This window comes from Mesobacillus persicus (assembly GCF_900109925.1).
Lineage (GTDB): Bacteria > Bacillota > Bacilli > Bacillales > Cytobacillaceae > Mesobacillus_B > Mesobacillus_B persicus.
In genome coordinates this window covers 79,116-91,344 of the sequence record NZ_FOBW01000001.1, presented here as the reverse complement: position 1 = coordinate 91,344, position 12,229 = coordinate 79,116, and the positions used below count along the sequence as shown (strand labels likewise).

General features: G+C 37.8%; 12 protein-coding genes. 7 read left to right on the top strand and 5 right to left on the bottom strand.

All coding sequences use genetic code 11. The annotated features are described in order from the left end of the window. Nucleotides 1–11 precede the first annotated feature (11 nt). Nucleotides 12–446, bottom strand: coding sequence for a hypothetical protein (locus BMX30_RS00480; protein WP_211482043.1), 435 nt, complete (start codon nt 444–446; stop codon nt 12–14). Between the two features lie 284 nt (nt 447–730). Between BMX30_RS00480 and BMX30_RS00475 the strand changes: the two genes are divergently transcribed. Together BMX30_RS00475 and BMX30_RS00470 are read left to right on the top strand one after the other, a co-directional pair. After that, complete coding sequence (locus BMX30_RS00475) at nt 731–1,942, top strand: FxLYD domain-containing protein (RefSeq protein ID WP_090740109.1); 1,212 nt, start codon at nt 731–733, stop codon at nt 1,940–1,942. A 17-nt stretch (nt 1,943–1,959) separates the two neighbouring features. After that, nucleotides 1,960–3,090, top strand: coding sequence for a S1C family serine protease (locus tag BMX30_RS00470; RefSeq protein ID WP_090740107.1), 1,131 nt, complete (start codon nt 1,960–1,962; stop codon nt 3,088–3,090). A 362-nt stretch (nt 3,091–3,452) separates the two neighbouring features. On the opposite strand, the gene BMX30_RS00465 is transcribed toward BMX30_RS00470, so the two are convergent. The 3 genes from BMX30_RS00465 to BMX30_RS00455 all read right to left on the bottom strand — a co-directional run bounded on the left by BMX30_RS00465 (nt 3,453) and on the right by BMX30_RS00455 (nt 5,954). After that, nucleotides 3,453–4,466 (bottom strand): DUF3231 family protein, encoded by a 1,014-nt coding sequence (locus BMX30_RS00465; protein WP_090740104.1) that lies wholly within the window; start codon nt 4,464–4,466, stop codon nt 3,453–3,455. Between the two features lie 228 nt (nt 4,467–4,694). Then, nucleotides 4,695–5,081, bottom strand: coding sequence for a hypothetical protein (locus tag BMX30_RS00460; protein WP_090740101.1), 387 nt, complete (start codon nt 5,079–5,081; stop codon nt 4,695–4,697). Between the two features lie 111 nt (nt 5,082–5,192). Then, nucleotides 5,193–5,954: a class I SAM-dependent methyltransferase gene (locus BMX30_RS00455; protein WP_090740098.1), complete on the bottom strand. Its 762-nt coding sequence runs from the start codon at nt 5,952–5,954 to the stop codon at nt 5,193–5,195. Between the two features lie 382 nt (nt 5,955–6,336). Here BMX30_RS00455 and BMX30_RS00450 point away from each other — a divergent pair, with 382 nt between their 5' ends. The 5 genes from BMX30_RS00450 (at nt 6,337) to BMX30_RS00425 (ending at nt 11,311) form a co-directional block, all read left to right on the top strand. Beyond that, entirely contained in the window at nt 6,337–6,522 is a 186-nt protein-coding gene (locus BMX30_RS00450; RefSeq protein WP_090740096.1) for a hypothetical protein, read from the top strand. Between the two features lie 218 nt (nt 6,523–6,740). After that, nucleotides 6,741–7,643 carry a C40 family peptidase gene (locus BMX30_RS00445; protein ID WP_244532469.1) on the top strand — a complete coding sequence of 301 codons (903 nt, stop codon included), beginning with the start codon at nt 6,741–6,743 and terminating at the stop codon, nt 7,641–7,643. Between the two features lie 139 nt (nt 7,644–7,782). Further along, nucleotides 7,783–8,175, top strand: a complete 393-nt coding sequence (locus BMX30_RS00440; RefSeq protein WP_090740095.1) for a GNAT family N-acetyltransferase — start codon at nt 7,783–7,785, stop codon at nt 8,173–8,175. Between the two features lie 247 nt (nt 8,176–8,422). After that, complete coding sequence (locus BMX30_RS00435) at nt 8,423–9,499, top strand: polysaccharide deacetylase family protein (protein WP_090740094.1); 1,077 nt, start codon at nt 8,423–8,425, stop codon at nt 9,497–9,499. 444 nt (nt 9,500–9,943) lie between these two features. Then, the gene (locus BMX30_RS00425; RefSeq protein ID WP_090740090.1) at nt 9,944–11,311 is read left to right on the top strand and encodes an MATE family efflux transporter; all 1,368 of its coding nucleotides are present in this window, start codon (nt 9,944–9,946) and stop codon (nt 11,309–11,311) included. Nucleotides 11,312–11,426: 115 nt separating this feature from the next. Here the strand turns inward: BMX30_RS00425 and BMX30_RS00420 are convergent, their stop codons facing one another. After that, nucleotides 11,427–12,185: an AAA family ATPase gene (locus BMX30_RS00420; protein ID WP_090740088.1), complete on the bottom strand. Its 759-nt coding sequence runs from the start codon at nt 12,183–12,185 to the stop codon at nt 11,427–11,429. Nucleotides 12,186–12,229 lie beyond the last annotated feature (44 nt).

Genomic DNA, 12,229 nt, shown 5'->3' with positions numbered 1-12,229 from the left:
AATTCAAGGCGCTATCTTAGCGTACCGAATCCACCTAATCCGCCGCCATATCCTGGGGCTCCAAAGCCACCATATCCTGGGCCGAATCCTGGTGTTCCGAATCCTCCTGGGCCATATCCTGGCGTTCCAAATCCACCGTATCCTGGGCCACCGTATCCGCCAAAACCTGGGTTATATCCTGGTGTTCCAAATCCTCCTACGCCGGCTCCATACCCGGGGCCTCCAAATCCACCGTATCCTGGGCCGAATCCGGGCGATCCAAACCCGCTGTACCCTGGACCAAATCCTGGTGATCCAAACCCGCCGTACCCTGGGCCTGCGTACCCGTCCGGGCCGTCTAATATTTCTCCGCCTAAGTAGCCTAAACCGGCTCCAATTAATCCTGCTCCAAGTGGTCCAAATCCCGAAGTCCTCTGATTCATATGAAATGGTTGATGTCCGTACATTATGAGCATTCCCTCCAAATTTGTTTCATTCGTCTATATCAATTACGTTACCATCCTATTCCTATACATGAATTATGTAATAGACATCCGCCCGTTTTTACCCAAAAATTAATTTCCAATTCCAAGAAGTTAACTAAATTACAATTCGTGGAAGATAATGGAAGGTGCCTTAATGGAAGGTGCCTGGCACCTTCCAGGAAAAAGGAAATAATTTTTGCGATGTTCAATAGGGAATGTATGATAAAATGACTATTTAGAGATAGGCTCCAAGGGGGAATTTTTGAATGTATTGCCACCAATGTGGGGAGAAGCTTGCTAAGAACTCCAACTATTGCTCTCAATGCGGGGTAAAAATAGAAACAAATGTTGAATTAAAACTAGATTCTGTGGATATAGATTCTTATCATCTTGAGGAAGCAGCCAGCTTAGAAATTAAACGTAAACAAAAACACTTCGTTCAAATTTTGCCTATTCTTCTCCCTATTTTAAGTTTGTTACTCGTCACTTCTGGTCTAACTATCTATTATTTTCAGGAAAAAAGCTTAAATAAGGATGTGTTAGAGTTAAACCAAACGGCCGAAGAAACAGCTTTACAAGGGGATTATGAAAAAGCAAAGCAACTTTTGTTAGAAGCACAGTCAAGTCGTCCAGGCTTCACTACATTGGAACTAAATATAAACGTAATTAATAAGGCAATTGAATACGAAATGACGCTAAACAAGATAAACGAAAATATTAAGAAAACGCAATTTTCTCAGGCCTCAAAGGAACTTGCTAATTTAAGAGATGAAGTAGCCCTAAATCATAGCCCATTTTTTATCCCATTCTACGAACAAATGGATGAAAAAGATGTTAGCATTAAAGTCGGAACGATAAAACAAGAGCTTAATGACCTAGAAACAATTGATCAATTGGCCGGTAAATTATCCATCATAGCTTCCTTACCAAATAAAGAAGCTAGTGCAGTCAAGAGCGAAATCTTAAGTAAAATCGTTAAAATTAGTATTGATGAAGCAGAAAATAAATTAGCAAACAAGCAATTTACTCAAGCCTTTTACACGATTGATAAAGGCCTACAATATGCCATTAATAATGAAAAACTATTAGCATTAAAAAAACGTGTGGAACAAGAAAAAGCTGCATTTGAATTAGCAGAACAACAAAGAATTGAACAAGCTATGGAAATGGCTGCTCAAGAGGATTTGAAAAATCGCACAGCAGCTGTAGAAGTAGATGATTTTACAGTGAATGTGGATAAATATGGCGATCTTTATTTATCTGGTACAGTTAAAAATGTGGCGACAAAGGCGATAACCTCTGTTACAATCCATTACTCTATCTATGATGAAAATAATGAGCATCTGGATACTGGTACCACTTCCGTTTATCCGTACGAATTGAGTCCCGGAGAATCGGGTTCGTTCGAAGACGTTTATTATGGATTCAATCAGGACGGGGATGTTGAAGTCGATAATATTACTTGGTATCTCAATTGAGGGGGCGGTAACTAAAAATGAAACAGTGGATAATTAGTATTGTATCGACCCTCCTAATTTTTGGGGGAGGTTTTTATGCCTTCTTATTTTTAAAAGAGGATATACCTAAGCAACTGACAGCCTCCTCTAACCTAGTAACTGAAAAGGATGCTACAATACCGAATCAACAAGAGACTAAAGACTTTAAAGAGATCATACACCAGACTCAAAAACTTGTTGTCAAAATTGAACTAGAGGATGGGTCCCTTGGTTCCGGATTCCTATACAACGATAAAGGCGATATCGTCACGAATGCACATGTCGTCACAAACGCAAAAGAAGTCAAAGTAAAATCAACAGATTCGAAGGAATTTACAGGGAAAGTAATCGGAATTAGCAATGATACGGACATTGCTATTGTCCGCGTTCCTGGCCTAGAGAAAGTAGAACCGTTGAAAATTTCACGGTCTCGTAAAGCCGAGATTGGTGATGAAGTATTGGCACTAGGTAGTCCCCTAGGATTTCAAAACACGGTCACCACTGGGATCATTAGTGGTCTAGACCGTGATTTGAATATTGATCCATTTGACTATGACGATGTATACCAAATTTCGGCCCCTATCGCACCAGGAAATAGCGGCGGGCCTTTAATCGACCGTAAGACAGGCGAAGTATTAGGTATTAATTCAGCTGCCTCAAATCAAGGGACAATTGGGTTTAGTATTCCAATCGTCGATGTACTTCCCCTTATTGAAGCTTGGTCGGAAACCCCCATGACTACGTTACCTAATGTGACATATAAGGCCGAAGAATCGTTATATGAGGGTACAGATTCAGTTGGCGATTATGCTGAATATGTGATTTATTACTTTTATGAAAGTTTAAACCTCGGTGATTATGTCACAGCCTACTCTCTTCTGGGAAGCTCATGGCAATCCACAACGAGTTATGAACACTTTCGAAAAGGCTATATTAATACTACAGCTGTCTTTGTAGAAGATATTACAGTAACAACAGAAGGTGACTCTGCAAATGTCATCGCCCTCATCTCAGCAGAAGAACGAAATAAAGATTCCAGTAAATCAGCAAACTATAAAGTCACTTACGAGTTAAGTTATGAGAACGATCAATTAAAAATCATCTCCGGTAAAGGAGAAACCCTCGAATAGGAGAAAACTGGATGGTGCCAGGCACCATCCAGTTTTTTGTTAAAATCGTTCATTATTTAAATCGAATTTCAATATTAGGGACATCCTATAAGTAGTGTTTCAATAACACTAAACTTCAATGTGGAGGGATTTACTTTGAATATTCTTTTTCGCTTATTACCAACCTTGTTTATTAGGGTTTTAAGAGCAGCATTCGCGATTAGCAGTAGCGCTTCAAGGCTTTTAAATATGATGAGAATGCCTGCTTTCGCTTAAGCACCGGAGTATTCTTAAAGTAAAGTTCCAAATCTCATTGATCAGAAAGGGGTGAGCATAAAAAGCTCACCCCTTTTTATGCACTTCTTCTTATCAGCCTAACAAAGTTACTTTTTAGAAGCTAATTCTCTTCTATCATCAAATGTTGGTGGCTGTTCCATCCACCCGTGATCAATTAATATATTTACCCCATCTTCTGCGTATTTTACAATTTCAGCGATGAGTATCGCATATTTAGTTGCCAAATCACGCCGTTGCGACAACGAAAAAGCCGCTCCATAATATCCAGACGCTGTAGAAATCAATGTAACAATCTGATATAACATTAGCTTGTCTGAAAACGGTGAAACAGTAGAGCTTGATACTTCAGAATCGTATTTTGGGGGTGACGGTAAGTTACTCTCCGATAATAAATCACCAAAAATCTCATAATGCTTATCACAAAGCTTTTGGCCACGTTGAAAATATTCTCGTAGTTCCTGTGACTGAGCTACCTGACTAAATGCTATTTCAAGCACAATCTTGCCTACGTTTTTTTTCATGTTAAAAAATATACCGCTTGCTTCGATTGCATTTAGAGGACGACGATCCCCAAACCATCCTGTTAAAAAACTCTGTTTTTTTACAAAGTCCACTTTTTCTGGAGCATTAATATTAGGCGGTCGACTTGCAATTCCTTTATCGACCAAAACCTCTAATATCCGTTTATAAAGCTCCATTGCTTCTGTATTGCATTGAATAAAATAGCTAATCTGGTCCTTCCTAATTGACGTACTTACAGCCCCGGCATACCCAGTTAACCCATGAATGGTCATAATATGCATATATATAAGCATGAAGATATCAGAAAATAATGGTGGAGCATCAGGATTAACATCCTCATTTGTAAATCCCTTTGGAATCGGATATTTATCCTCATCTAAGAATTCCTTTATTTTCTCTAAATGCCTTTCTGATAACTCTAAAGCAAATTCCAGAATGGACTTAATGTCTTTATCTTGAACGTTCTTCAAATAATACTTTAAAATACATATAGACATACTGTCATTTACATATTGAGACCATAAATTTGCAATTTCTGCCGATGTTAACCGAACCTTACTATGGCTTGTATCATCCATGAAACTCCCCCCTGTTTTCAATTTAGACCTTCAATTAGTTTAAATGTTTTTAGTCCAAATTATTCTAATGCGTGCCGTAAACTATTGCTCGTTAATGATTTCCACTTCCTGGATGGTGCCTGGCACCTACCACTTTTTCCCTTAACTATAAGACGCTAACAGGGTTGATGCTACATTCCTTACAAAAAAAACTGCTTCCCAATTAAAGGAGCAGTCCTAAGGATGTAATTAATCGGTCTCAAATGAAACAACTTCAAATCCATTCTTTGAAAACTCATTGCTTAGAATAATGGTGACGCCTTCTTTTTTTCCTTCACCAACAATTGCAACAAGTTGTACTGTTAGGTCATAGACGGAACCTGGTGATTTAAAAGCTGAATCATCTTTTAAATCAGCAGGCGTTTGCCGAGGCACAATCTTCACTAGTTCCAAATTTTCAAATTGAGTAATGCCCCCATAGTGCTTTTTCAATGATTGAACTACGGCCGGATGTAACAAACTAATCGTTACATTCTCCAAATCATCTTTTTCTAAATGATCTGAGGCACTACTGTTATTCATCATAAGGCATGTAATAAAAAAAAGAACCGTTATGAATACTACTGTTTTCTTCACCTATATCAGACCCTTTTCCTCTTTTCTTTTATTTTGCGTTAAGAAAGAGAAAATATCCTGATCAGAACAAGCCAATAAGACACCCACTAAAATCTGGATGGTGCCTGGCACCTACCTTTTTTTGGCCTTTGCTTCAAAGGTAATCACTTGGCCAGCGTTTTCTGGGTATTGCCCATATTGGTAATCCGCTGATATAACAATGTCCTCAAAACCAACTTCTTTCAAGATCATCCTAAATTCTTCTATCCCATACCACCGTAGTGGAAATGGTTCAAGTTCCGTTTGAATTAGGACACCGTTGCGCCATTTTTCGTACCGGCCATGAGAAACCGTATACTGATTCAAGTAGTCTACTTGAATAACAGAGCTTTGTAGGGTAATTAAATTTCCGTTTTCACATTCCCACGTTCTAGTCGTAACCTTTCCTATCGAAACATCCGTCTGTAAAAATAAGTCTAGAATCAGCTTTCCACCATCTGAAAGGTGGTGATGAAAATTTCGTAATGTATTAATCGACCGTTCACGATCATCAATCAACAAGAAGGTACCCGCTGGCAAGATAATGGCATCATACCTCGAGTCTAAATTAAAAGACTCCATATTTGCTTCAAAAAGCTTAGGGGCTAGTCCTCTGACCTCACAATTATCACGGCAAACCGTCAGCATTTCAACAGAACTGTCGAAACCTTCCACATCAAATCCAGCTTCAAGGAGCGGAATGAGAATACGCCCAGTGCCTGTTGCAGGTTCTAAAACCTTCCCTTCACAAGAAAACAATCGTTCCTGATAAAACTCAATATCCCCAAAAGAGTGTCCTACAGGCTTATCCAAATTATATACTTCTGATGAAAGCCTTCCATAATAACTAACCATTCGTTCCCCCAACTTTCAAAAGATAAATTTTATAAATCGAAAAGAATCAACTCTAAGAAAACCATGCAATAAGTTGTTAAAATCTCACCATCTGCAACACTACTTGCAATCCCTCAGATAATTTTTTATATGAAGATTCTTCCAATTAACTCAAATATAATTATAGCTACACCCTATAATTTTTTCTACATTTTCCAATTAACACCACAAACTTTCCGTCGGATTTTGTGGGAATGAATTAGTTTTCTTTATTCTATTGTATATTTTGCTGAATATTGTTGAGAAGTTTTTTAACATGTTGGCAGGAAAAAAGCAATTATTATAAAAGATATTAGTAAAAGATAACGATTTCTAACGAAAAATTAGAAAGGTGGTTATAAATATGGCCATGGAACTCTCCCTACAACAAATCGTCGAAGGTATACCAAAGTCATTATTGAACGCATCCGATCGAGAATTAGAAGGATTTCAAAAAATCATTGAAGAGACGATTAGATTAAGAGAAGGACAAAGAAACTTACAGCAAATGATTAAGAACTTCTCCTCTTCTACAGTACAACGCTCTTAATCAAAGGTTCAGGAAGGTTCGGATACCTTCCTTTTGTTTTGTCTTAATGGTCTGCACTTGTTGCGAGTAGAATAAATGAACCACCAGTCTCTGCAATAGAAATGTAATGCTATTATTACGTAACTGATAAAGTTGTTTGATATAATCTGAAAAAAGTATCAGAATATTAAAATATTTAGTTAAAATCGATAACTGCTAAATAAAAGGAAGTGATACATATGAAAAAAAAGGTGTCTATCCTGATAGGATTAATTTTTTTATTTGTCGGGGGTTATGAATATTTTATCCCTAAAGGACAAGCTGAATTTATTATGAATCCAAAGCAAGAAGAGATTTTAACGGAATTGAAATCGACGCAATCAAACCTTGAAAGGGATCTTATCATTTTAGATAGTCAATTGGAAGAGTTAAACCATATAGTTGCTGAAAAATCCAGATGGATGGAAATGGCCGAATCCGATTATAAAACTCTTGAATCCGAAGTCAAACAAGTAGAAAATGATATTAAGACCATTCGTCAAAGCATCGATGATAAAAATCAAATACTTAAAGAACGTGCAATTACATATAAGGAAAAAGGAGTGAATGGTACTTACTTCGAGCTCCTTCATCAATCATCTAGACTTAAAGATGATAACAAACAAAATGGTGCTGTTACTAGTACCCTTGAAAATGACATTGAACTATTGGAACAACAGGAAATAGCGAAGCACCATTATGAAAATAAAAAACAGGTATTAAAAATAAAACTTACCGAACTGACTAACATCCGAAAAATCGGTAACTCCAACTATGTATATGGCGGAGGGAGAAATGCAGCAGATATTGCTAATGGACGATTCGATTGTTCTGGCTTTGTTCATTGGGCGTTTTCCGAGGCAAACATTGAAGTTGGTCTCACAACAGATTCATTGAAACATGCTGGACAGCCAATTCCACTTAGCGACCTTCAACCAGGTGACCTTGTCTTCTTTGATACATATAAAAAAGATGGTCATGTAGGAATATATATTGGAAACGGAAAATTTATAGGTTCGCAAAGCTCCACTGGGGTAGCCATTGCCGATATGACATCAGGATATTGGCAAGAAACGTTTAACGGACGAGTTCGCAGAATTTAACGGATAACATAAAATCCATTTTATGTCATAATGTAGTTATCGATATGGATTTGCTGTATAGAGAAAGTTCGTAGAAAATACGAACAATAGTTTCATGCTCTCTCGTTAATCGAGCAGGGTATCTGGGAGGGATAACTCGATGTTGATTCGTTATAATAAAAATTACGAAAAAATCGCTATGGGGCTTTTATCATTTAATCCTAATGAAAAGGAACTACAAAATCTATTAAAAACGATAAATGAATATGACAAGGAACAAAACCTTCAATTGTATCTTTGGAAAGAAGAAGAGGGAATTATCGGGGTTGTCGGCATTGAATTGAATGATCAGGAAATCTTATTACACCATCTTTCCGTTAACCCTTCGCATCGTGATAAGGGATTTGGAAAGCTGATGGTCGAAGCATTATTAGAAATCTACCCTGACAACACTTTATCACCCACCGAAACAACAGCTTCATTTTTAGAAAAATTGGATCTAGCGAAAGAAACCAAAATGGAACATAAAAACAAGCGACCCGTTACCATTTAATAAACATGTTTGAACACCCCCCTGCAAAATGGGGATAAAATAAAGAACCCTAGGGACATTCAAAGGATTTTTCAACTTAAAACTTTGAATGCCCCTCTTCACTGTCCCCATAAATCTACAACTAACCCATAATCGAAAAACAAATGAATAACCTCCTCACATTCATATAATCCTAAGATGAAAATGAAATTAAACGAAACTGTTGTCGTCGTTTTACACCTTATATAAAAAGAAGGAGAACACAGTAATGAAATGTCACTTAAATAAGTTAGTATACAAAGGTCTCATTATCTTTCTCATGATGTCTCTTATTCCACCGAATGTTCTAGCTGAAGAATCAATGCTTCCTGAGGCTCCCATTTACATTGATGACGAACCGATAAATACCAAATACTTAATGAGAAATAATCATTTGCTAGTACCTGCATTATTTTTCAAGCATTCCGGCGCATTGGTTGACTGGGATAAAGAATATCAGTCCGTTGTTTTCCAAGCCAAAGAAAAAAAAATAGCTCTTCCAGTCGGAAAGAAGTTTACGGACGAATACGTTAGGGCAAATAATACATGGAAAAGAGGAACGCTAACCACTGAAGCAATTGAATTTAAAGGACAAATATTCGTTCCACTTGTGGATGTAGCAGAAAAGCTTGGCATGATTGTAAGATATGACCAAGAGCTTAATCGGACCTTTATCACCTCTAATATAACTGTAAGGCCGAATTCAATAAAAAAAGGAAACACATCTAAAAAGCTTGTCGCATTGACGTTTGATGATGGTCCTGAAGCTTTCTATACCCCTCAAATTCTTGATATTTTAAAAACGAAAGGTGTTCCTGCTACATTTTTTGTGATGGGACAAAAATTGCGTTCTCACCCAGAGATTATGCAACGGATAGTTAATGAGGGTCACGCAATTGGCAACCATACCTTTAATCATCCGGATTTGAGAAAACAATGGTCATCCACTGTACGAGAAGAAATTATCAAAACCCAGCAAGAGATGATACAAGTGATTGGCAGGAAACCTGATGTTTTCCGCCCACCATATGGAGCAGTAACAAAAGCAGATGTAAAGATCTTAAATGACTTATGGATGAGAAACATAATGTGGTCAGTCGACACCCTCGACTGGAGTGGGGCATCAGCAGAACAAATTTTAGAGATTGTAAACAATAAGACTACCCCTGGAGGAATCGTCCTACAACATAACTTCCAAGAAGGGCGACTTTTAGACGGTTCAGTTAAAGCACTTCCCCAAATTATTGATGATTTGCAGAAACGAGGTTATCAATTTGTTACCATCCAAACCTTATTAGCTCAATAAGAGAAACCAGATAACCATTTTGGGTTATCTGGTTTTTTGAAACATGCCAAACCACACTTACCGAATTTCATATACCAACCACTCCGACCTCTTCCCCCCTTTTTTTACTTTTAAGGTATTAAAAGTAGAGTAAAGCGTTGCAAATCCAATAAGTTCCTCATTCTGCTCAGCTTCATACTGAGAGGCCCCACTCCCACAGAACTTTTTAACATAGTCGAAAAACACAGTACCGAGATAATGTTGATACATTTATCGAGGATTCTCGAATGCCCATACAATCAACTTTTTAGTAAACTCAACCCTATTATTTAAAAAGCCCATTAAAAACTCCATTGAAATTATAACTAACCTTTGCTAAAATTGCTTGTTGATATCCTTTTTACCGTTAACGATTTCCGTGAGGAACTGATAACAATTTATGAACTTATACATAGGGGGAAATACATGTACCATGCAGAGACAACTAAGAGTAAACTAATATTATTTCTCTCCATCCTGTGGCCGATTATGGTTACGCAAATAAGCTTATACGCCATGAACCTAGTGGACACAATGATGTCCGGTCGGGTTGGAACAGATGATCTAGCTGGTGTTGCAATTGGTTCAAGTTTATGGATGCCTATATTCACAGGGATAAATGGAATCTTACTAGCGGTCACACCTATCGTAGCCCAGTATTTAGGGAAAAAACAGCATGATAAAATCCATTACTCGGTAACCCAATCGCTTTATTTAGCAGTTATCCTATCGATTTTGGTCGTTGTGATTGGTTATTTCGTCCTCGATCCCATATTAACCTTTATGGGTTTAGATTCAGGAGTACACAGGATTGCCTTTCATTATTTAATCGGACTATCACTAGGAATCATTCCTTTGTTTTTAGCCAACGTCCTTCGAAACTTTTTTGATGGCCATGGATATACTCGAATTACGATGTTTATCACGGTACTCGCTGTTCCTTTCAATGTACTATTAAACTACGGTTTTATATTCGGGAATTTTGGGTTACCAGCACTTGGTGGAATTGGAGCTGGGTACGCAACGGCTGCTACTTATTGGATCATTTTCTTTTTCAGTATTCTAATGACATTTAAATTAGAAAGCGTTAGGAACTATCAACTTTTTGTGAAATGGGTAAAACCTTCCTGGACAGCATGGAAAGAACAGCTATCAATAGGAATTCCGATCGGATTATCGATTTTCTTTGAGGCAAGTATTTTTTCAGTGGTAACACTCTTTATCGGCACAATGTTTTCAACAGTTACAATCGCAGCAAATCAAATTGTCCTAAGCTTTACATCGCTTATATTTATGATTCCACTGAGCATCTCAATGGCATTGACGATTGTTGTTGGATTTTCAGTCGGGGGGAGTAAATATCAAACTGCAAAACAATATAGTTATATCGGTGTTTTAGGTGGAATTGGCTTCTTAATGGTAGGAGCCGTGTTTCTCTACTTTTTCCGGGAGCCCATTGCTTACCTTTATACTCAGGATGCAAACGTTGTTGCCTTAGCAGGACAAATCTTTATTATTGCGATTTTTTACCAGATATCTGATGCAGCACAAGCAGGGTTACAGGGGGTTCTTCGAGGCTATAAAGATGTGAAGCTACCTTTTATTATTACGTTTATCGCCTACTGGATCATAGGTATTCCTACCGGTTACTCGCTTGCAGCATTTACAGAACTGGGCCCATTTGGATTTTGGATTGGCATTTCTCTAGGGCTCACCTTTGCAGCAATTGGCTTTTTATTTCGACTTCGAGTTGTTCAACGTAAAATCACCGAGGTTCACGGTGACTCTATATAAACCCGCAACCCTACGTTGAATATACTTTCTCGGTGTATGAAAGCTTCAGACGAAAAAAGTGACTAGGCAGGTAACTCCTCTCCTAGTCACTTTTTTATCATTGCTTTGCTTCATTTCATTTATTGAAAAGATGATGCAATATCCGGTCCTTATTATCAAAGAATTGCTTCATAAAGGAATAATGATCTGTTTCTTCCAATGTTGTCTCAGTCATTCCCTCTCCTGTCAATTGAATGATTTGCGCATCTGGATAGGCCATAATAATAGGTGAATGGGTGGAAATGATAAATTGTGAGCCTTGATTCACTAGGTCATTAATCCTTGCTAGCATGGACATTTGCCTGACTGGAGATAGCGCCGCTTCTGGCTCGTCAAGAATATACAACCCGTTCCCCTGAAATCGCTCAATAAAAGCAGCGAAAAAGGACTCGCCATGCGATTGCTCGTGGAGTGATTTCCCTCCAAAGGAATCAATTATTTTGGGAGCACTAGAAGGCTCTCTGTCCAACTCTTCAATATTAGTTGCGACATTATAAAAGGTTTCTGCGCGGAAGAAGAAGTGATCCCTTGCTCTGTTTGCACCCTTTATAAGCCGGAGAAAATGGTCCAACTCGGAATGTGAATCAAAACTTGAAAATCTAAAATTTAATGTCCCACCTTCTGGATTGAATCCTAACGCAATGGCAATTGCCTCAAGCAAAGTAGATTTTCCCATCCCATTTTCCCCAATAATGTACGTAACACTAGGGTGAAAATTTAAATCTCGAAAGTTACGGATTGCAGGTAGATTAAAGGGGAAATCCTCATATGAAGTTATCAAATCTCTTTTTAGATATGCTCCTCGAACGTATTGAGTATCTTTATTTAATTTCAACCTTTGCACCACCTAGATTGTTCTATTAATTTTATGTATTTAAG

Bases quoted from the DNA above. Each gene is read 5' to 3' on its own strand.
- BMX30_RS00445 (WP_244532469.1), top strand. From the start codon at position 6,741: ATGAAAAAAAAGGTGTCTATCCTGATAGGATTAATTTTTTTATTTGTC.
- BMX30_RS00440 (WP_090740095.1), top strand. From the start codon at position 7,783: ATGTTGATTCGTTATAATAAAAATTACGAAAAAATCGCTATGGGGCTT.
- BMX30_RS00435 (WP_090740094.1), top strand. From the start codon at position 8,423: ATGAAATGTCACTTAAATAAGTTAGTATACAAAGGTCTCATTATCTTT.
- BMX30_RS00455 (WP_090740098.1), bottom strand. From the start codon at position 5,954: ATGGTTAGTTATTATGGAAGGCTTTCATCAGAAGTATATAATTTGGAT.
- BMX30_RS00425 (WP_090740090.1), top strand. From the start codon at position 9,944: ATGTACCATGCAGAGACAACTAAGAGTAAACTAATATTATTTCTCTCC.
- BMX30_RS00450 (WP_090740096.1), top strand. From the start codon at position 6,337: ATGGCCATGGAACTCTCCCTACAACAAATCGTCGAAGGTATACCAAAG.
- BMX30_RS00480 (WP_211482043.1), bottom strand. From the start codon at position 446: ATGTACGGACATCAACCATTTCATATGAATCAGAGGACTTCGGGATTT.
- BMX30_RS00475 (WP_090740109.1), top strand. From the start codon at position 731: ATGTATTGCCACCAATGTGGGGAGAAGCTTGCTAAGAACTCCAACTAT.
- BMX30_RS00470 (WP_090740107.1), top strand. From the start codon at position 1,960: ATGAAACAGTGGATAATTAGTATTGTATCGACCCTCCTAATTTTTGGG.
- BMX30_RS00465 (WP_090740104.1), bottom strand. From the start codon at position 4,466: ATGGATGATACAAGCCATAGTAAGGTTCGGTTAACATCGGCAGAAATT.